The sequence below is a fragment of the Apilactobacillus ozensis DSM 23829 = JCM 17196 genome, from assembly GCF_001435995.1.
Taxonomy (GTDB): Bacteria; Bacillota; Bacilli; order Lactobacillales; family Lactobacillaceae; genus Apilactobacillus; species Apilactobacillus ozensis.
The window spans coordinates 1-22361 of the sequence record NZ_AYYQ01000011.1 but is presented as its reverse complement, the minus strand read 5'-3'; the positions used below and the strand labels follow the sequence as shown (position 1 = coordinate 22361).

At 33.5% G+C, this 22361-nt stretch carries 17 protein-coding genes and 1 other annotated feature; of the genes, 12 read left to right on the top strand and 5 right to left on the bottom strand.

Features of this window, described 5'->3' with window-relative positions:
- Nucleotides 1-150 precede the first annotated feature (150 nt).
- Nucleotides 151-783, top strand: a complete 633-nt coding sequence (gene trhA / locus FD06_RS02530) for a PAQR family membrane homeostasis protein TrhA (RefSeq protein ID WP_054658656.1) — start codon at nt 151-153, stop codon at nt 781-783.
- A 26-nt stretch (nt 784-809) separates the two neighbouring features.
- On the opposite strand, the gene FD06_RS02525 is transcribed toward trhA, so the two are convergent.
- Together FD06_RS02525 and FD06_RS02520 are read right to left on the bottom strand one after the other, a co-directional pair.
- Nucleotides 810-2096 carry an APC family permease gene (locus FD06_RS02525; protein ID WP_056965893.1) on the bottom strand — a complete coding sequence of 429 codons (1287 nt, stop codon included), beginning with the start codon at nt 2094-2096 and terminating at the stop codon, nt 810-812.
- A gap of 2 nt (nt 2097-2098) precedes the next feature.
- Nucleotides 2099-2836 carry a gamma-glutamyl-gamma-aminobutyrate hydrolase family protein gene (locus FD06_RS02520; protein ID WP_056965891.1) on the bottom strand — a complete coding sequence of 246 codons (738 nt, stop codon included), beginning with the start codon at nt 2834-2836 and terminating at the stop codon, nt 2099-2101.
- A gap of 194 nt (nt 2837-3030) precedes the next feature.
- Here FD06_RS02520 and FD06_RS02515 point away from each other — a divergent pair, with 194 nt between their 5' ends.
- The 5 genes from FD06_RS02515 (at nt 3031) to apf (ending at nt 7519) form a co-directional block, all read left to right on the top strand.
- The gene (locus tag FD06_RS02515) at nt 3031-3669 is read left to right on the top strand and encodes a glycoside hydrolase family 73 protein (RefSeq protein ID WP_237757224.1); all 639 of its coding nucleotides are present in this window, start codon (nt 3031-3033) and stop codon (nt 3667-3669) included.
- Nucleotides 3670-3739: 70 nt separating this feature from the next.
- Nucleotides 3740-4486: a TerC family protein gene (locus FD06_RS02510; RefSeq protein ID WP_056965889.1), complete on the top strand. Its 747-nt coding sequence runs from the start codon at nt 3740-3742 to the stop codon at nt 4484-4486.
- A 3-nt stretch (nt 4487-4489) separates the two neighbouring features.
- Complete coding sequence (gene trxA / locus FD06_RS02505; RefSeq protein WP_056965887.1) at nt 4490-4810, top strand: thioredoxin; 321 nt, start codon at nt 4490-4492, stop codon at nt 4808-4810.
- A gap of 409 nt (nt 4811-5219) precedes the next feature.
- Entirely contained in the window at nt 5220-6602 is a 1383-nt protein-coding gene (nhaC, locus tag FD06_RS02500; RefSeq protein WP_054658664.1) for a Na+/H+ antiporter NhaC, read from the top strand.
- A 296-nt stretch (nt 6603-6898) separates the two neighbouring features.
- Nucleotides 6899-7519: an aggregation-promoting factor gene (gene apf, locus FD06_RS02495; RefSeq protein WP_056965885.1), complete on the top strand. Its 621-nt coding sequence runs from the start codon at nt 6899-6901 to the stop codon at nt 7517-7519.
- Nucleotides 7520-7583: 64 nt separating this feature from the next.
- Here apf and FD06_RS02490 read toward each other — a convergent pair whose 3' ends face one another.
- On the bottom strand, nt 7584-8534 hold the full coding sequence (locus tag FD06_RS02490; RefSeq protein ID WP_056965884.1) for a GMP reductase: 951 nt from the start codon (nt 8532-8534) through the stop codon (nt 7584-7586).
- A 15-nt stretch (nt 8535-8549) separates the two neighbouring features.
- Nucleotides 8550-9842, bottom strand: coding sequence for an adenylosuccinate synthase (locus FD06_RS02485; RefSeq protein WP_056965882.1), 1293 nt, complete (start codon nt 9840-9842; stop codon nt 8550-8552).
- Nucleotides 9843-10083: 241 nt separating this feature from the next.
- Between FD06_RS02485 and purB the strand changes: the two genes are divergently transcribed.
- The 4 genes from purB (at nt 10084) to FD06_RS02460 (ending at nt 15191) form a co-directional block, all read left to right on the top strand.
- Nucleotides 10084-11379 (top strand): adenylosuccinate lyase, encoded by a 1296-nt coding sequence (gene purB / locus FD06_RS02480; protein WP_056965880.1) that lies wholly within the window; start codon nt 10084-10086, stop codon nt 11377-11379.
- A 102-nt stretch (nt 11380-11481) separates the two neighbouring features.
- Nucleotides 11482-12021, top strand: a complete 540-nt coding sequence (locus tag FD06_RS02475) for a hypothetical protein (protein WP_056965877.1) — start codon at nt 11482-11484, stop codon at nt 12019-12021.
- Between the two features lie 72 nt (nt 12022-12093).
- Nucleotides 12094-12313, top strand: a binding site (T-box leader).
- A gap of 678 nt (nt 12314-12991) precedes the next feature.
- Nucleotides 12992-14473 (top strand): ABC transporter substrate-binding protein/permease, encoded by a 1482-nt coding sequence (locus tag FD06_RS02465; protein WP_056965873.1) that lies wholly within the window; start codon nt 12992-12994, stop codon nt 14471-14473.
- Nucleotides 14457-15191 (top strand): amino acid ABC transporter ATP-binding protein, encoded by a 735-nt coding sequence (locus FD06_RS02460; RefSeq protein ID WP_056965871.1) that lies wholly within the window; start codon nt 14457-14459, stop codon nt 15189-15191. Before FD06_RS02465 ends, FD06_RS02460 begins: the two co-directional genes overlap by 17 nt.
- Before the next feature lie 43 nt (nt 15192-15234).
- On the opposite strand, the gene FD06_RS02455 is transcribed toward FD06_RS02460, so the two are convergent.
- Nucleotides 15235-16635, bottom strand: coding sequence for an APC family permease (locus tag FD06_RS02455; protein ID WP_056965869.1), 1401 nt, complete (start codon nt 16633-16635; stop codon nt 15235-15237).
- 111 nt (nt 16636-16746) lie between these two features.
- On the opposite strand from FD06_RS02455, the gene FD06_RS02450 reads away from it, so the two are divergent.
- Both FD06_RS02450 and FD06_RS02445 read left to right on the top strand, forming a co-directional pair.
- A complete protein-coding gene (locus FD06_RS02450; RefSeq protein ID WP_054658672.1) occupies nt 16747-17619 on the top strand; it encodes a LysR family transcriptional regulator in 873 nt (290 codons plus the stop codon).
- Between the two features lie 198 nt (nt 17620-17817).
- Nucleotides 17818-22361: beta strand repeat-containing protein (locus tag FD06_RS02445; RefSeq protein WP_082605264.1), on the top strand; the 4544-nt coding region annotated here is incomplete at its 3' end.

Sequence of the window (22361 nt, the reverse complement as noted above, 5' to 3'; positions counted from 1 at the left end):
AAATAACCCCCAAATTATTGAACATTTTATTGTCCAACTTTTGGGGGTCACTTCAAAAGGGCTTCTTTTTTTGTTTTATGCATCTAGTATTGAAAACTAGATGATATAGTTGTATTATTATTTTAAAATGTAATTAGGTGGTAAATTATAATGAAACCCAAAACTTATACGCTATTGAATGAAATATTTAGTGCAATTACACATGGATTAGGAGTATTGATGGCTATTGCAGCTGCTCCATTATTAATAGTTCGTGGTGTAATGGAAGGTGGTGCGATGCGCATAACTACATTTTCCATTTATAGTGGAATGTTGATTCTTTTCTATTTAGCATCAACGCTATTTCATAGTCTTTATTTCACTAATGCCGAAAAAGTATTTCAAATTTTTGATCATTCAGCAATTTATCTATTAATTGCAGGAACTTATACCCCTTATTGTTTAGTAGCAATTCAAGGTGCCTTAGGTTGGACCATTTTTGCTATCATTTGGATTATGACAATTATGGGAATTATATATAAATCACTTTGGCTAGGTAAATTTAAAACTTTATCCACAGTTATCTATGTTGTTATGGGATGGATGTGTTTAATGGGTATCGTAAGGCTATGGGATTATTTAGGTGTAACTGGTTTTTGGTTATTAGTTTCGGGCGGAATTGCTTTTACTGTAGGAGCAGTAATTTATAGTTTTAAAGCCATTCCGTTTGGTCATGTTATTTGGCACATCTTTGTCATATTAGGGACTGCTTTAATGTACTTTTCTATATATCTATTTGTTTAAAAAAAGTCGCCATTACGGCGACTTTTTTATTTACTATTTCGGTAAGTACTAGTTAGTAAGTAGAATGGAATGGCAATAATTAAAGCTCCAAATCCAAAGATTAATAAGTTTACCTTAGTATTGAAAATTAACCAAAATGATACGATTAAAGCAATAACTGGAATAACGGGTCCAAATGGTAATTTAAATGCACGGTCGGCATCTTTCATTTTCTTTCTAAATACCATTACCGCAATAATGGTTGGAATAAATTGCGCAAACCTTGAAATAGCACTAATTTGTGCTAAGTAAGTGAATGTTCCTGAGTATGACAATAATAAAATTAACCCAGCATTTATAATGATTGAAACATATGGCGTGTCTTTTTCGGTAGTTTTAGCGAAAAATTTAGGCAAAATACCGTTTTTAGCTAAAGCAACCGTTGAACGCGGAGTAATAAATGCTGATGCCATACAAATTCCACCAATTGATAGTAGCGATCCAATAACAATAATTTGACCACCAATTTTACCAATCATAGCAGTGAAGGCTGCCTGAAGTGGCACGGAAGTATTTGCTAAGTTAGAGCCTAATACACCAATACATACAATCATTACTAATGCGTAAATAATTGTAACAGTTGTTAAAACGACCATAATGGCACGTGGCAAATTCTTTTTAACATTGCTCATTTCACCAGCGGTAACAACTAAACCTTCAACTCCAGTAAAAATATAAAATAATGTCAAAGCTGCACTAGAAAAGTTTCCAGGATTAGTTAGCTGTGGAATAAAGAATGGGTGGAAATTTGCAGGATGGATAAAGAATAATCCGACAATAATAATTAATAAAATTGGTAGTAATTTACCGACTGTAATGATGTTGCTTAAGATTGATGTAGCACGAACACCTAGTAGGTTAAGTGCCATTAATAGAATAGCTACGATTGTTACAACGATATTTTTTGATAGCGTATTATTTAAAGCTGGGAAAAATCCTCCTAAAGCAGTTGCAAAAGCTACGTACATAGTTGCTTCTGCGATAATTCGAATTGCCCAGGCAGCAATTCCCACTTCATAACCAACAAAGTTTCCAAACGCTTTTTTAGCGTATATATATGCACCACCAGTTTCGTCAAATAATCCAGAACATTCAGCGAAACACATTCCAATCATAAATGCTAAAATAGCATCAAAAAATAATACCAAGATACTAGCTGGTCCAAACGCTTTCATTCCAGCACTTGGCAATAGAAAAATACCTGATCCAATAATTGCATTGATTCCTAACAGCACGATACTGAAGAAACCTAATTTTCGTTTATTTTCAGACATAATTATTTCCTTTCAATTGAATTTTCAACACGTTTAAAAAACGTCTTAAATAGTTCAGCCTCATCTGTATAATGGTCCCACATGTTTTCAGGATGCCATTGAACACATTGAATAGAGGCATCTTGATTTTCCAAGCCCTCAATTACTCCATCATTGGCCTTAGCAATGATTTTTAATTCTTTTGCTACATCTTTTACAGCTTCATGATGAAAAGAGTTAACAAATGGTTTTGCACCCATTGTATTGAATAATGCTGAGTTTTTATCAACATTTACGTAGTGTACTGGTGAATAACCAATCGTTGTTTGTGAGTGATGCAAAAGTTGACTTTCTTTAGGGTCGTATTGGGCATTTAAATCTTGATATAACGATCCACCTAAAGCAACATTTATAATTTGCATACCACGGCAAATTCCTAAGATAGGCTTATGTAATGTTTTCCCAGCTTTCAATAGAGCAATTTCGAATTCATCACGTGGTTCATAGGTTAAACCAATTTGTTCGATAGGGTCTTCTTCATAGTACTTGGGTAAAACGTCCGCACCGCCTGTGAAGATAATTCCATCAACGCTTTCAGCTAGTTCTTGAGCCATTGAGGGTTTAGCGATTGGAAAAATGACGGGGGTAACGTTATTAGAAAGGAGACACTTTAGTAATGTTCTTTGGGCAAATTGTGACTCTCTAGTTCTAAAACTCTCATTACTGTTAAAGTTAATACTTCCAGTAATTCCAACTTTCATAAATTCACATCCTTAGTTATTTTTAGTAAGTATAATCTTACTAGATTATTGATGTGAAAACAATTCATTAGATTTATTAGGTAACTTAAAGTTTCAAAAATTGTTAATTATTTAAATGCTAACTTTAAAAAAATAAATATAATAATATAATTAATATTGTAATGACAGATTATAAATATTGAGAGGGTATTCCATTGGCAAGAAAAAAGAAGAAAAGCAAGGTTAGATATTTTATATATCTATTATTGATTGTATTAGCATTTGGATTAGGTTATGGTGCAAAAAAAATTCATCGTGAAATACAAGAAAATCGAATTATGCATGCTAACCGTGATAAGTTGTTAGCAGAACAACGTGCTAAACGTGAAAAACAGCAAAAATTTATTAAACAAATAGCTGATGCTTCAATTGCAACTTATCGTGAAAAATATCATGTTTTACCAAGTATCGTAATTGCCCAAGCAATCGTTGAGTCTAACTGGGGTGATTCTAAGTTATATCAAGTAGCTAACAATCCATTTGGAATTAAAGGGAGTTATAATGGTCAGTCCATTTCTTATGATACTAATGAATATCAAAACGGTAAAAAAATTACCATTCAAGCTGCCTTTCGTAAGTATCCAGACCTAAAAGCAGCCATTGCTGACCATGATAAGACGATTGCTGAACATTTCATAAAAGAAAAGAATGTTACCAGTTATCTAAAAGCGGCACGTCTACTTCAAGAAAACGTCTACGCAACTGATCCTAACTATGCTAAAACTTTGGTGAGCGTAATTAGACAGTTTGACTTGGCTAAATATGATTTAGAAGCAATGAATATTAATAAATAATTAACTGACAGTTTTGACGTTAGTTCTGATATAATTAATACGAAAAATAAATAATAAAAGGAGAAATTATGTGTTACATTTTCTAGGTAATCTATACGGACCATTTTTTGATTTGAGTAATTGGAGTAAAGTTTTAACTTCTGAAGACGCTTGGATAACCATTTTGTCTTTAGTATTAATTGAATGTTTATTATCAGTTGATAATGCAGTTGTATTAGCTGCACAGACACAAGTTTTACCAACTAAAAAATTACAAGAAGAATCGCTATTCTATGGTATTTGGGGTTCCTATGTTTTTAGATTTTTAATTATAGGAATTGGAGCTTTTCTAATCCACATTTGGGAAGTTAAAGTTATTGGTGGATTATACTTGTTCTACCTAGTTTATAAACATTTTTTCAAACCTAATAAAAAGAAAAAGACGGTTGTTTCTAGTGACGATACTAGTAACCATCGCAAACTATTTTGGAAGACAGTGGCCCAAATTGAGTTCATGGACATTGTATTTTCAGTTGACTCTGTTTTAGCAGCTTTAGCAATTTCTGAGAATCCAGTAATTGTTTTAATTGGTGGAATTGTCGGAATTGCTGCAATGCGTGGAATTGCTGAAGTTATCATGGTAGTTATGAATAAGATTCCGGAACTAAAATCAATGGCTTACTTCTTAATTGCAGTAATTGGTTTAAAATTATTGCTATCAATTCCAATGATTGATATTGAAATTCCAGCCGCTTGGTTTGGATTGATTGTGCTATTTTCATTTATAGTAACAATTGCTATTCATTACGTAAGAAAAAATGCTAATAAGAAGGATTAATATATGCTTAAAAATGTAAGTCAGGATAATCTATCAGAATTTATAAATAATGATATGACCATTTTAGATTTTTGGGCTCCATGGTGTGCGCCATGCAAAATTATGGCGCCAGTTTTAGAAGATTTATCAGAAGAATTTGCTGAAAAAATTAATTTCGGTAAAGTAAACGTTGATAATGAAGAATCAATTGCTAAAAAGTACAAAGTAATGGGGATGCCAACAATTGTTTTGTTCCAACATGGTAAGGCGATTGAAAAAGTTACTGGAGTTTATAGTAAAGAGCAAATGGCACATTATTTTACTCGAAAACTAAAAGAAATTTAAAATTTTGTTTGACAATAAAATTAAAGAATGCTAATCTTAATTTAATCAAATATGCAAAAGCGTTAATTTCAAATTCAAGTAGCGTTATGTCTGGGCGTAAGAAAGTCGGTGGTTGATGCGAACCGATCAGGACATGATTAGCCAAATACGTTGAATAGCTTCTACAAAAGAACGGAATCTAGAACCGTTACCATCTAGAGAGTGGGAATTAGTGTATCTAATTTCTTAGTTGGGTGGTACCACGGTAAAAAACTATAATCGTCCCTGTTGTTTGTTTAAACAAACAACAGGGACTTTTTTTATTGAAAGGAATTGATGAAATGTTTTGCAAAGATTGCGGAGGAATGCCACGATATCAGCTATCTCCAAAGTTATAAAATACAAATAAAAATAGAGGAGTTTAGTTATTATGGAAAACAGTAAACCAAAGGTTAGTTTATTAGAAGGTATAATTATATTATTAGCAATGATTGTCGTAATGGGCGTTGGAGTGATTGGCTTAGGAATTTCTCCAGAAGTACCAATTTTAATTGGGATTATGATGATGGTGTTTTGGGGTAAGTTTAAAGGATTTTCATGGGATGAAATTGATAATAGTTTCGTAGTAGGGATTCAAAAAGGAATTGTGCCATTATTTATCTTTTTATTGATTGGATCCTTAATTGGAGTATGGATAGCTGGGGGAATTATTCCTAGTTTAATGGTATTCGGTTTTCATTTAATTAGTGCTGAATGGTTCTTGCCATCTGTATTTATAGTATGTGCCTTGGTTGGCTCAACTATCGGAAGTGCGTTCACTGTTATTTCTACTTTAGGAATTGCTTTTATGGGAATAGGAATCACAATGGGCATTAGCCCTGCAATGATTGCCGGAGCCGTTTTATCTGGAGCAATTTTTGGAGATAAGTCTTCACCATTGTCAGCTTCTACTAACTTAGCTTCAGCGGTAGTTGGTGCTGATTTGATTAAACATATTAAGAACTTAATGTGGTCTACCATTCCTGCGATGATTGGCTCATTCATCTTATTTGCAATTATTAATCGTGGTAGCGGTTCTGCTAATTTTAGTAAAGTAACTACTACAGTAAATGTTTTAGAAAATAATTTTCACATTACTTTTTGGGCTATTATTCCAATTGTATTATTATTTGCATGTGCTTGGGCTCACATCCCAACTATTCCAACTTTATTCATTAATGTTGTAGTTTCATCTGTTATGATTTTTATTCAAAATCCTAAATTTGGATTAGTTAACTTAAACAACGTTATTACAAGTGGTTTCGTTTCACACACTGGTAACAAAGGTGTTGATACATTGTTATCTCGTGGTGGTATTTCTAGTATGATGGGTACAATCGTTTTAATTATGGCTGCTTTAGCATTTGGTGGACTATTAATGAATCTGGGTGTAATTGATGCAGTTATGAACCCATTAACTAAACATTTAAATTCTGATGGTAAATTAATTACAACGGTTATTGCTACTTGTATCGGAGTAAACGTCTTTGTGGGTGAACAATTCCTATCAGTAATATTACCTGGTAATGCTTTTAAAAACGCTTTTAAGAAAGCTAATTTAGCTCCTGTTGCTTTAAGTAGAGCATTGGAAGATGGTGGAACCGTAATTAACTACTTGGTACCTTGGGGGGTTGCAGGTGCATTTATCACAACTACTTTGAGTGTACCTACTTCACAATATGCACCATTTGTATTCTTGAGTATTTTGTCACCAATCTTTTCAATTATTAGTGGTTTCACTGGAATTGCCGTAAAACATATTAATAATAAATAAAAAATCAAAAAAACAACTACGATTATTCGATCGTAGTTGTTTTTTATTATATTTATAATTGGGCCTTTATAGCTTGATATCAAAAGGTTTTTAAGTATTAGAACCAAATTATTAATCGTATAATGTTACATTAAGCCAACAAATGTTACGAAAAACTCCTTTTTTTTAAAGTTCCTGATATTTACATGTAATAGTGAGCATGTATTATACATCACAGTTAATCAATAGCGATTAACAAATCTCAAGATATCGGAAATAAATATAGTTTTAAAATTTATAGGAGTGAATTTATTTATATGAAAAAATTTAAAGGAATCAAAACATTTTTAGTTACTACTGCTGCTGCCGCTGGTTTATTTTTAGCAAGTGGTGCTACATCAGCAAGTGCTGATACTAATGCTTATGGTCAACAAACCGTTACAGTTCAATCAGGCGATACTTTATGGAGCATTGCTAATAAGAATAATATTTCTTTAAATGCACTTCAACAAGCTAATAATCGTGTTTCTAATACGACTATTTATGTTGGTGAAAAATTAGTTTTACCTGGTTCACAACAAACAACTACTGCTCAAGCTCCACAAACTAACAGCCAAGTTAGTTCAAACGTAACTACTCAAAGCAATAGTCAACCAGATGCTCAAACTCAATCTAACCAAAGTGCTTACACTCAAAGTAGTTCAGCAAGTTATGGCGATGGTAATTCAGCTAAATCATGGATTTCCTCACGTGAATCTAGTGGATCTTACAATGCACAAAATGGTCGTTACTACGGTAAATATCAATTAGATAAATCATATTTAAATGGTGACTACTCAGCAGCTAACCAAGAACGTGTTGCTAACCAATATGTAGCTTCTCGTTATGGTTCATGGGAAAATGCTAAATCATTCTGGCAACAAAATGGTTGGTACTAAAATATAAATTTAGATAATAAAAAGAAGTTCGGTTCATAAACCGAACTTCTTTTTTGTTTACATTTTAGTGCATTATTACATAGTTAACAGTTCTAATAGCATCTAAAGTAGTGCCACCAGCGTATGAAATGGATGATTGTAAATCTTCTTTCATTTCATTAAGAGTGTCATTTACACTACCACGGTAAGGGATTAGTAGTTGACGTCCTTCAACGTTACGGCGTTCGCCTTTTTGCTTAGCAGAAGCAGAACCCCAGTATTGCTTGAATTTTTTACCATCTTTTTCAACAATTTCACCAGGTGATTCTTTATGTCCAGCAAACATTGAACCAATCATGACCATGGATGCACCAAAGCGAATTGATTTAGCGATATCACCGTTAGTACGGATTCCACCGTCAGCAATCATTGGTTTAGTAGCAGCTTTCATACACCATTTTAAAGCGGAAAGTTGCCAACCACCAGTACCAAAGCCAGTTTTATAACGTGTGATACATGCCTTACCAGGTCCAATTCCAATCTTAGTAGCATCAGCTCCGGCGTTTTCGATTTCTCTCACTGCATCGGGAGTTCCTAAGTTACCAACGATTAAGAAACTTTCTGGTAATTTTTCTTTGATAAAATGAATCATTTTAATAACATAATCAGAATGACCGTGTGCAACGTCAATTGTAATATATTCAGGAACATTGTTGTTTTCAGCTAATTCATTAATAAAATTGTATTCATTATCTTTAATTCCAACACTAATGGATGCAAAGAGCTCTTTTGCATGCATACTTTGGATAAATTCAGCACGTTTTTCTGGTTGAAAACGGTGCATTACATAAAAGTATCCATTTGATGCTAACCAAGTAGCTAGATTTTCATCGATAACGGTTTGCATGTTAGCTGGAACAACTGGTAGTTTAAAAGTTTTAGGACCAAATTTAATTGAAGTATCGGCTTCACTACGGCTCTTCATAATTGCCTTAGCAGGGATTAATTGTACATCATCATAATCAAAGACTTTCATATTATATAGCCTCGCTTATTGTATATCTTTCCAAACATTACGTACGATATTAGTAGCTTCACGTTCTGGACCCACAGCAAATGTATCTAATTTAACCCCGGTTAATTCTGTCACGCGTGCCAAATAATTTTGGGCATTTTCTGGCAATTCATTAATAGTACGACATTTAGTAATGTCTTCTGACCAACCTGGTAATTCTTCATAAATAGGTTTGCATTTATCAAGCATGTCCAAGTTAGCAGGGTAATGATTAATTTTTTTACCTTCATATTCGTAGGCTACACATACTTTAATGGTATCTAGACCTGATAAAACATCTAAACAGTTTAAAGATAAGTGTGTAAATCCAGAAATACGCGCAGCATGTCTTAATACCACTGCATCTAACCAGCCAATTCTTCTTGGGCGGTGTGTAACCACTCCGTATTCATGAGCAACTTCACGAATATGGTCGCCGATTTCATCATGCAATTCAGTAGGAAAAGGTCCATCCCCAACACGTGAAGTATAGGCTTTACATACACCTACAACTGCATTAATGCGATTAGGTCCAATTCCGACTCCCACCGCTGCACCTCCAGCGATTGGATTAGAAGAGGTAACAAATGGATAAGTTCCTTGATCAACATCTAACATAGCGCCTTGAGCGCCTTCAAATAAAACTTTTTTTTGATTATCTAAAGCCTCATTTACTAATAGTGATGTATCGGTAACGTATTTTTTAATTTGTTGACCCATTTCGAAGTATTCATCAAAAATATCTTCGAACTTATATGGATCATGACCGTATAATTTAGTTAATAGTTCGTTTTTAATCTTTAGTGCTTGTGATAATTTCTTCCTAAAGGTTTCCTTATCAATTAAATCAGCAATTCTGATTCCAATTCGTTCTAGTTTATCCATGTAAGCAGGTCCAATTCCTTTATGAGTTGTACCAATCTTATCTTCTTTCATTTGTTCTTGAAGCTCATCCAATGAAATATGATAAGGCATGATAACTTGTGCACGCGACGAAATTCTTAAATTACTAACATCAATATTATTTGAGGTTAGGTAGTTGAGTTCTTTTAATAAAGATTTAGGGTTTATAACGACACCATTTCCCATAACGCTTAACTTGTCTTTGTAAAAGATACCTGATGGAATTAATTGACAATGAAATTCTTTTCCATCAACTACAATGGTATGACCGGCATTGTCGCCGCCAGAGTATCTAACAATCATATCAGCATCTTGGCTTAAGAAGTCAGTTATCTTACCTTTTCCTTCATCGCCCCATTGACTACCTACTATTACTATTGATGACATAACAACACCTCAAATTTTAAAGTTGATGAATAGCTGTTTAAAACTAATCACCAATTAACGATTTTAGCAGATTATAAAATAATTTCAAGAACAATTTATTTAAAAAATAGTAAAATCGTTCGTTTTTTAATCAAATAAGTTGGATAATAAGAAAAATATTTGCTTTTTTTAATGAAAAAATGAACTTTATATGGTAAGATTTATCTGTAATTAATATGAATTTGAAAGGGCTGTCTACATTATGATAGATCGTTACACAAGAGAAAAAATGGGTGCTGTTTGGTCCAAACACAATCAATACGCTTCATGGTTAGCTGTAGAAATTGCAATTGATGAAGCCTGGTCTAAATTAGGACACATTCCAGCGGAAGATGTTGAAAAGATTAAACAAAACGCGACTTTTGATGAGAACGAAATTACTGAAATTGAAAAAACTACACATCACGATGTGGTAGCCTTTACGCGCGATGTTTCGAAATCATTAGGTCCGGAGCGAAAATGGATTCACTTTGGCGTAACTAGTACGGACGTGGTTGATACAGCCCAAGGTTACCGTTTAAAACAGGCCAATGATATTTTAAGAGAAGATATTAATACTTTAATTGATACAATTGCTAAACAAGCTAAAAAATATAAAGCAACAGTTATGATGGGTAGAACGCATGGGGTACATGCTGAACCAACTACTTTTGGTTTAAAATTAGCTCGTTGGTATTCAGAAATGAAACGTAATCAAGCCCGCTTTGAAGCTGCTGCTAAAGGGGTTGAAGCTGGTAAAATTTCTGGGGCAGTCGGAACTTTCGCAAATGTTGATCCATTTGTGGAAAAGCATACTTGTGAAGTATTAGGAATTCGTCCGCAAGAAATAACTAGTCAAATCTTACCTCGTGATTTACACGCTGATTATGTTGCAACTTTGGCTTTAATTGCTACTAGCTTAGAAGAATTTGCGACTGAAGTTCGTCATTTACAACGTTCAGAAGTACATGAAGTTGAAGAACACTTTGCTAAAGGTCAAAAGGGTTCTTCTGCAATGCCTCATAAACGTAACCCCATCGGTTCTGAAAACATTTGTGGTTTAGCACGTGTGGTACGTGGACATATGATGACAGCCTATGAAAACATTCCATTATGGCATGAACGAGACATTTCGCATTCTTCAGCTGAACGAATTATTTTGCCAGACACAACGATCCTTTTAGATTACATGTTGCACCGTTTTACTAACATTATTGGTAACTTAGATGTGTTCCCTGAACGAATGAAGTCTAACATGATGATGACACACGGATTAATTTACTCACAAAGAGTGATGTTAAAACTAATTGATGCAGGGATGACGAGAGAAAATGCTTATGATTTAGTGCAACCACTAACTGCACAATCTTGGGATGAAGGTAAAGCTTTCAGACCATTAGTTGAAAACAACGCTGAAATTCGTGAATACTTATCGGAAGATGATATTGATGATGCATTTGATTATCATTATCATTTGCGCCATGCTGATGAAATCTTTAAACGCGTTGGTTTAGAATAATATATTAAAACTTTAAAAGCTACTAGAGTCTGCTAGTAGCTTTTTTGTGTATTAACTCTTAATCATGTAAAATTAAATAAAACAAGTTGGAGGACAAAATAGATGTTAAAGAAATTAAACTTATCTTATAAAGGAACCATTTTTACATATGCTTGGTTCTTATTCACGATTTATTGTTCTTATTTGATTCTTAGTTCAAATGGGATTAAAACTATTAGTCTAAAAATAGGTAATGTGGGTTTTGGAATTTTATTTAATGAAACTTTTGTTGCAATAATGTTGTTAGTTATTTATTTACTATTTTCTATGATTCCGTCACGTAGGGGAATGTTGTTACCAAACATTTTTCTGATGTTTTCAGTGGGTCAATCAGTTTTTTATTGCATCAGTTCATTGGTTAGGTTTGATCTTTTAAGCTTAGTTATTTCGATTCTTTATGCAGTGTCATTTATAGGAATTATGTATGCCTATAATTTAATCTGTTTTGATATTTTGGATAATTCAGACGGTCAAGGAAGTTATATGTATCGTTGGACAGCCGCTATGCGCAACAGTATTATAAAATATTGGCAGTATGCAGTTATCTTTATCTTATTACATGCATTTTTGACTTCAATAATTCTAATTAACTATCACAAATAATTTTTAATTTTATTTTAATTTAAAAAATGGGTTGCATTTTATTGAATATCGTTATAGTATATAAATCAATTAATAAAGACATTGCACAGGAATTTTAATTATTAGATATTTCACAGAAAACTTAGGGTAGTGAGACTAAGTAATATCATAATTAAATCGTACCTGGAAGTTGTTTTTCGAATCGAGTAGAAAAATCGTTGGTGACGTTACCACTTGAGTTTAAAACTCACTGAGCTAGTATTTGTGAAAATACTAGGAACAGAGGTGGCACCGCGATTAATTCGTCCTCTTGGATTTTATATCCAAGGGGACTTTTTATTTACAATTTAATACATGAACATAGAATAGGAATTTTAATTTTTTAATTATTTACAGAAAATTTAGCACATGATGAGAGCTAATAATAAACTAAATTAAATCGTACCTACGAGTTATAATCTGAAATGAGTAAGATTGTTGGTGACGCATTATTGTCGTAAGTTTAGAACTTGCTGAGCTAGTATTTGTGAGAATGCTGGGAACAGAGGTGGCACCGCGATTGATTCGTCCTCTAGGAATATTTATTATTCCTAGGGGATTTTTTATTTTAATAATTTAAAACTAAGCACAAGAATTTTATTACTGAAAAAACTTTAACAGAGAAAATAACATGAGCTGAGAGTTATTAAGTTTACGTAATGAATCGTACTTGTAAGTGATTTTTTCGAAATGAGTAGAAAAAACGTTGGTGACGTTATCACCGTGAGTTTAAAACTCACTGAGCTAGTATTTGCGAAAATGCTAGGAACAGAGGTGGCACCACGAAAAATCGTCCTCTTGGATTTTATATCCAAGGGGACTTTTTTATTGAAAAGGAGTAGTGAAATGATATTTATCAATATCTTTAGTTTGTTTAAATATACAGAAATCGAAAAACGATGATGATTAATTATCTAAGATATCAAATAAATTAAGTAAAGGATGAAATTTTATGAATTATGTATCTAAAAAAATAATTTTATTGCCAGTCATTATATTATTTTCTTTATTTTTAGCTATTTTTTCTAGTTCAAGTAATGTACATGCTGATGATTATTTAAAAAATATTCAGTCTAAGGGAACTTTAGTGATGGGAACTTCACCAGATTATCCACCATATGAATTTCTTTCAAAGGGTGCTAACGGGTCACAAGTTTATGGAGCTGACGTTGAGTTAGGTCAGCAAATTGCTAAGGACATGGGGGTAAAACTAAAAGTTAAATCAATGAGTTTTGACTCCTTATTGGTAGCTTTACAAACTCACAAAGTTGATATGGTTATCTCGGGATTAAATAAAACTCCTGAAAGAGCTAAGAGTGTAGATTTTACGAATAGTTATTATCAATCCGGTACAGGTCTTTTAATTAACAAAAGCGATAAAGGCAAAATTAAATCATATCAAGATTTAAAAGGGTTATCGGCCGGAGCTCAAGTAGGCTCAGTTCAATATGATTTAATCAAAAAAGCTAGTAAAGACGTTAACGTTAAGGGCATGGAAAATGTTAATGATTTAATTTTAGCTTTAAAATCTAACAAAATTTCTGCAGTGGCAATGGATAGTGCGGTTGCCGATTCTTATGTTTCACATAATCCTGGAATTATGAAAATAAGTGCAGGATTGCATTCAGCTGATAGTAATAATAATGTTGCTTTTCCTAAAGGAGCAACTTCATTAGTTAAAAAGGCTAATCAAACAATAAAACAAGTCACTACCAATAATTTGTATGTTGATAAATTCATTCCAGATTCCATTAAACATATGAGTAGCAATAAAAAAACTTCTACAGCTAGTTCAATGTGGCAATACAAAGACTTTTTTATTACAGGAATTAAAGGTACGATGTTAATTTCAGTAGTATCAATTTTCTTTGGTATTATTTTAGGAATTATATTTGCATTGATGAGATTAAGTAATAATTGGTTACTACATGCGATTGCAGTTTGCTATATTGAATTTATTCGTGGAACTCCCCAAATGGTCCAAATTATGTTCGTTTACTTTGGATTAGGTGCCATTGTAAATGTTCCCGCTTTGACTTCTGGAATTATTGCAATATCTATCAACTCGGGAGCTTATGTTGCTGAAATCATTAGAGGTGGAATTACTTCAATTGCTAAGGGACAAAGTGAAGCAGCATTATCATTAGGTTTATCTGAAAAACAGGCAATGCGTTATATCGTATTACCACAAGCTTTTAAAAATATTTGGCCCGCTTTAGGAAATGAATTAGTAACCTTGATTAAAGATAGTTCAATTGCTTCAGTAATTGGAGTAGGTGAATTAATGTATCAAATGAGAGCGGTTCAAGCTGATACTTATCAAGGAGTTGCACCAATTGCAATTATCATGGTGATTTACTTTGTTATTACGTTTACAATTTCAAGAATCATGAAATACTTTGAAGGGAAGATTAGCCATGGAACCAATGATTAAGATTGAAAAATTAACTAAAAAGTTCAAAAATAATGTTATTTTTAAAGATGTCGATGCAGAAGTATATAAAGGAAATGTGATTTCATTATTAGGGCCGTCAGGTGCTGGTAAGAGTACTTTTCTACGTTGCATTAATATGCTAGGAGAACCCACTTCAGGTAAAATTTTATTAGATGGGAAAGACTTAGTAACCAGCTCACCCAAAGAACTCATTCAACTAAGAACTAAAATTGGGATGGTCTTTCAAAACTTTAATTTATTTGATAATAAGACCATTTTGGATAATATCACTTTAGCGCCGATTAAGGTTAAGGGGATGAGCAAGGCAGCGTCTGAAAATAAAGCGCATACCTTGTTAAAAATGGTAGGTTTAGATAATAAAAGCAATGCTTATCCTGATAGTTTATCGGGTGGGCAAGCACAAAGAATTGCGATTGTGCGTGCTTTAGCCATGAATCCAGAAGTTATCTTATTTGATGAACCAACTTCTGCTTTAGACCCAGAAAAAGTAGGGGAAGTGTTAGAAGTTATGAAAGATTTAGCTAAACAAAATATGACAATGATAATTGTTACACATGAAATGGATTTTGCTAAGCAGGTTTCAGATGAAATATGGTTTATGGATGATGGTAAAATTCAAGAAAAGCAAGCTCCAGACGATTTCTTCGATGCACCTAAAACCTATAATGCTAAACGTTTTTTAAGTAAAATGATTTAATGAAAAAAGCCTTGATGTTGAAAATACATCAAGGCTTTTTATTTTATCGTTCATTTTGTAATTTTGAATGATGGACTCCATAAGTAAAGTAAACTACGAAACCAATTACAATCCAAATGCCTACTGAAATTTTAGTGATGTCAGGCAACATAATAATGAAGAAAATGCTAAATACACCGGCTAAAATCGGTAGAAATGGATATAGTGGCATTTTAAAACCATCATTTTTAATGTCTTTACGATGACGAAGTTTGATAATACCGAATGAAATGAATGTAAAGGCAATTAAAGTTCCAGCATTGATAAGTGATGCCAGTTGAGTTAATGGAACTAATCCAGCAAAGATAGCTTGTACGATGGCCGCGATAATAATAGCGTTTCTAGGAACTGCATGTTTTGAAGTTACTTTTCCCATTGTTTTAGGCAAAAGACCATCGCGACCAAGTGCATAAACTAATCTAGATCCACCAATGAACATAGTCACCATTGCGGTGAAGATTCCAATCAATGCGCCGACCGTTATCAATTTGTTCCATGCAGTTAAGTGAATGATTTCCAAAGCAAAGGCTGCGGGGTCATCGACGTTAAGTTGTTTGTAATTTACAATTCCAGTTAGTACTAATGAGAAAGAAATGTAAAGGACTACGGCGATTATAACAGTTCCAATGATTCCACGAACTACGTTTTTACCAGGATTAATGGTTTCGGCTGAATTAGCAGCTAGGGCATCAAATCCAATAAAGGCAAAGAAAACCGTTGCGGCTGCGGTGGAAATTCCTCCCATACCAAATGGAATACTGTGAAATTCTTTAGGATAGAAAGGTACGTAGTTATCAGCTTTAACGTAAAAAATACCAACAAGGATGAAAATAATAATAATTGCTACTTTAATAACGACCGCCCAGTTTTCAACACGTTTAGATAAATTAGTTCCTTGTAAAATAATTGCAGTAATAATAAGCACGATGGCTACAGCAGTGATGTTAATTACACCACCCTCCATAGGACTGCTTTGAAGGGCTTTTGGTAAATTAATACCCAAGGCGCTTAAAATATTATTGTTGAAATAAGCGGCAAAGCCAGTGGCTTCAGCTGACACTGCTAGGAAGTACTCTAGAATTAGCGCCCATCCTAAAATCCAACCGATTAATTCGCCATAAACTACTGAACCAAATGAATAGGCTGAGCCAGCAATTGGCATTGCAGATGAAAATTCTGCATATGCCATACCAACCATGCCTGAAACAATTGCAGCCAATAGGAAGGCCACCGCAACGGCTGGGCCAGCATGACTGGCAGCTTCATGACCAGGTAAAATAAAGATTCCGGTACCAATAACTGCACCGATACCTAAGCCTACTAAATCTCTAGCATTTAGACTTTTAGATAATCGCTGATCAGCCTTTATGTATGTACTGACGGATTCTTTTTTGAAAATATCCATATGTGTATCCACTCCCTTAAAGTTTATTATTGGTTGTGAATAATATATAATAGCTTCATACATAAGTAAAATTAATATTTCTACTTTTAGAATTAGGAAAGGTGATTTGTCATTAATAAATTATTAGCTTTAAAAGCCATTTTAGATAATAATAGCTTCACTAAAGCAGCTAAACAGCTGGGATACACACAATCTTCAGTTAGCCAGATGATTAATGCTTTAGAAGATGAATATGATATGAAGATTCTCAAACGTTCGCGGACAGGGGTTGAGCTAACTCCACAGGGAGAAACATTATATCCATATATTCAAGAAACCATTCGTCAATATCAATCGTTACGAGAAACCGCACATGCTATTCGAGGTTTAAAAACTGGAACGGTTCGTTTGGGTGCTATTACTAGTGTTAGTTGTTATTGGCTTCCGGATTTGTTTAAAGCATTTAAAATGAAGTATCCAGATATTGATTTCGTATTACAACAGGGTGATTACGGAACCTTACTGAAGTGGATTAAGACGGGTGAAGTAGACTTTTGTTTGATGACGGCTGAATATGGGGATGGATTAGATAAAACAATTATTCATAATACCGAAATGAAGGCATTTGTTCCACAGAATCATCCGCTAGCTCAATTAAAAACGATTCCACTAGCTAAGTTAGCCGATGATCCATTCATATTAGTTGAAGGTGGCGGGTATAGTGAACCACTTACGGCTTTTAAAAACGCGGGCGTTAAAGCGCCTAATGTAAAATATAGAATTCAAGATGATTACACGATTATGGCAATGGTTGAAGCGGGTTTAGGCGTTAGTATTTTATCTGAGCTAGTAGCTACACGGACGAATTTTAAAGTTGTTTGTCGACCAACTTCGCCTAAAGTTAATCGACCTGTAGCAGTGGTATGTCGTGATAAACAAACCTTACCGATTGCTAGTCAGTATTTTATTGACTTCTTAATTCAACATAAAAATAAGTTAGTATAAAAAAGCACTAATTATAAAAGATAATTAGTGCTTTTTTATAAATATTCAGTAATTGTTAAGAAACATTTATATTTTTAAAATTTGAGCTAATTTTTTTAATTACATTCATTTACAGGTTTATCATAGACTATATGAAACTTGGAAAGTATTTGTATAGTCTCTACATATTGTTTTTCATTTTTAAGGGGGAATTATTCTATGCGATTTAATAAAAATGAGTTTAAAAAAGTTAATGATAAAAAAGTTTTAAAAAAGGTTAAGAAACAATGGGTTACGGTATCAATTGCAACCCTTGCATTTTTAGGTGGTAGTGCTCTATATACCTCCACTTCTAGTGTCAAGGCCAGTGCTGATGATGGTGTTACTATGGGTGAATTGTCTAATCAAAACAACAAACAAGTTGCTCAAGATAGCGGCAGTGCGGGTAGTGAAACTACTAAACAAGTTACTCAAGATAGCGGCAGTGCGGGTAGTGAAACTACTAAACAAGTTGCTCAAGATAGTGGCAGTATAGGTAGTGAAAGTACTAAACAAGCTACTCAAGATAGCGGTATTACGGGTAGTGAAAGTACTAAACAAGCTGCTCAAGATAGCGGCAGTGCGGGTAGTGAAACTACTAAACAAGTTGCTCAAGATAGTGGCAATGCTGGTAGTGAAACTACTAAACAAGTTGCTCAAGATAGTGGCAGTGCGGGTAGTGAAACTACTAAACAAGATGCCCAAGATAGCGGCAATGTAAGTGGGAAAACTACTAAACACCCTGATACTTCTGAATTTAATTTTGATGCCTCTTCATTTAGAACACTATTTGCCAATAATAATCAACAGTTGAATACAAATTTAGTTCAAGATAGCGATAGTAGTTTAACTGATGCTGATAATCAGCAAGTAACTAACGGTATTAATGACGCTTGGAATAAAATTCACTCCGATGAGTTGAAGCCTACCAATAATACTGATATGAATAATGTTTACTATAAAGCTGCTTATACTGGTCTTATAGATGCATGGAATCAATATAATTCAAATAACAGTAGTAAGGGAACACAGCCTGTTAAGAACTATGCTAGTGATAGTTACAAACGTTCCGATGGAAAACCAATAACTAATCCTAATGATCCTAATAGTGTTGACCCTAATTTAAATAGTGGGAGTTTTAGTGTAGATCCCAGTTCAAAAGCTATTATACCTAGAGATCCAAATGCTAGTAAACAAAGTGAAACTCAAAATATTGCTAATAGTATTTCCACTGATAGTACCAGAAACTATATAGATGGTGAGAATAACGTTGTTTCATTCGATTTGAACGATCCTAAACAAAAAATCATCTATAATAAGGCGATTACAACATTCCTAGCCTACCAAGGTACTTATGATGCAGAGAATGGTCGTTGGAATGGTCAAAACATTAATGATGCTTACTCTCCAGATAAAACTTCTGACAACGCATATGATCAAGCATATATTGGAGCTCAAGATGCAATTAGTCAACAATTTACAAAGGATGACAAGTTAACTTATCAAGATTCCAGTGGGAATATTAACACATTCATTCCCACTCCCAATTCTCAATCTAGTAATTATTTAAAGGGTTTTAATGATGTTGTTGCTAAAGTTAATAGTGGGACTTCTTTTGTTTCAAACTTTGCACAGATTAATAATTCTATATTTGTTTACAGTGCTGTTGTATCAAGTCAAAACCCTACCAATAGTAGTTCCTATGGGAATCAATTAGCTGCTAAGGGGACCTGGAATTTAAACGGTAAAATAAATAATATTAGATTTATAAAAGATACTGATTTCACCAAAACCAACCTAGGGTCTCTATACGAATCTGGATTAAATGCTACAGGAGCTGGAATCGAAGGAATATATTGGATGTCTAATTCTTTGATTGGCGCGACTAATTTAACTTTTGATGGTCAAAATCATATTTCAGATTTTGACAATGCTTGTTATGACTTACAAAATGATAACGGCAGAAGTGATACTAACTTCAATATTAAGAATTTTTCTGCATTATATGGTAGAAACTTTTATGGTCCAATGAAATTACAGACTACTGGGACTATAAACTATAGTAATGTTACGTATGTTGGACCTCAATTAACTAACGCGAGTGCTGGTAATGTAAATGTTTACAACAATTTAAATGTTTTTTCTGTTGGTAACTATTTAAGCCCATTCAAAAAGGGACTTAACAACGTAACTGTATTAAATGGTAATGTTAATGGTCCTATTATGAATGGTTGGATTGATACAGAAGCATCTAATATGTTGAAAATATCGAACAATTCTAGTGTTACTGAAAATACTCAAGAAAACTTTGAAGTTAGTAACTTTAATATGAACGAAAATAGTAGTTATTATGGGGCAACTACTGGTGGTACAGCAGTCAATATATATAGTGGAAACTTTAATGTCAAAAATGGTGCTGTTGTTAAACTTATTCCAATGAGATCTGAAATTGGTCAATCAACTGGTGGAGATACTGCTAACGGTATATATTTACAGGCTGGTAATTTAAACATACAAAAGGGTGGCAAAATAGTTATAGTTCCTAAGGGGTCAAATGGATCATCTGTGATTAGTGCTGCCCAAGCTTTGTATAACAAGGGTTCTGTAACTATAGATGGTGGTTTGCTATATATTGATATAGGTAGCGTTCCAAGTGTAGGTAATGCTAACTATATTAGCGGTAACGTTACTGTTAAGAATGATGGACTATTCTCTATAGATGCTAAAAATTTAGGTACATTTGGAGGATATGTTTTAAATTCTTCAGGTATATTAAACATTACAAACCGTGGTAATTTTAGCATAGTTACTGATGGTAGTGGAATAAATCCATACTTATTAGCTAATGGTGGGCCTTTGAATATCAATAACCCTGGTAACAATGTTACTTTACAGATAAAGCCAGTCAATGGGCAACCGGGTTCAGGACAATTATTTACAAATACAATCAATGCCTACTCTGTAAAATATGCAATAAATAACAACGGTAATGCTACAAATCCAGGATCAAACAATTACTACCAAGTTCAATTGCCAAGTTCAGGTATAATTCAGACTACTAGTACTGATGGAACTTCTGTTTTACCACTTGTAAATTCTAATGATAGTACCGTTGGTGCTAAATACTTGTCTTTCAGTGGTACTCCTAATATGTCTTTTGTAAATAAAATAGGTGTACAAGTTGATAATAGTAACTATATAGTTTATGGGAAAGTGGTTTTAAACAACTTACCATCTAGTGTTGATGCATCTAAAGATAATGGTATTGGATACTTGCAAATATATTCAGATGGAAAACTTTTAAATGACTCCTCAATAAAGAATGGGACACTAACACTAATTCATAAAAATGCTGATGGAACTATAACTACAACTAATATCCCCGTGGGAGATATTAATAATTCTTCAAATTTCGTTCATTCTGGAAATGTCAATGCTAATGCTGTTATAGATAGTTCTGGTAATTTTAAACAAGTTTCTTATTCAGATGGGATTCGAATTCCACAAAATGCCTCTAACGGAGACATTATAAGATTTTCTTATGTTCTTCCTAAAAAGCCTCAAAATAATGTTTCTGTTCAATCACATTATTTTGTAACGGATCAGAAACAAACAGTAGATATCAACGGTAATTTTAATAATTATCTAGAAAATCCTATAAAGGGTGAAGATACTATTGATAGTTCACAAGTGAACAATGGTAGTATGATTCCTAGCATAACCTTTGATGATGCTAGAAATAAGGGATATTCAGATGGGCAATCTGACTCTGAATACTATGTATCTACAACTCCACAACCTTCCAATACAAAATATTATGCTGGATTAAATGATGAAGATGTAAAAGAAATATATACTGATGCTTACAATGAATCATTTAATAACTATAAAAAGGGCCAAAATGACTATGTAAGTAATGATAAAAATAATGATGAGATTGGTAGTTTAGCATCTAATGCATATAATAATGGTTATGCATCAATTTCTGCGGCTAATTCAGCAGCACAATCTAATTTTTATGCTGGTAACAGCAAAGGAAATAGTTATAAAGGACTACAATTTAGTGCTTATAATGACGCTTACAATGCAGCATCACAAGCAGTAACAAATTATAACAACGGAAACGGTAGTAAAGGTTCATATGCAGGTAATAACTCCTCCGCAAAAACTGTTTATAACAATATATATGATAGTTTATCTAATGCAGCTAATTCCGCACAGAATGATTTTTATTCAAATGGAAATCCTAGTAAAAATTATTCAACTGATAACGGATCTTATTTTGGAGCGGTATATAGTAGCGCATATACTGATGTATCAAATGCCGCAGATAGTGCAGCGGCAGATTTTAGAAATAAAATGAGTTCTTCTGCATATTCCAACGCTACTAATACTTATGCGGCTGCGGAAGCTTATAGGAAAGCTTATACTGCATATAGCCAGGCATGGACTGATTTTAATAACGGAAGCAAGCAATCAAACTCAGCTTTGTCTTACGCTGGCACTAACTACACAAATTACTCTAATGAATATGATGCATTGGTTAATGCTTCTCAAGCCGGTAATAAAGCTTACTTTGAAAAGGGCTCTTCTAGTTCTAGCTATGGAGATATGGCTGCTAATAAAGCATATGAAAATGCATATAATAATGCACAAACACTTGTTACTAATGCCCAAGCAGCCATTAATGCAGAAGTACAAAAAGTAACCGGAGAAATAAGTGC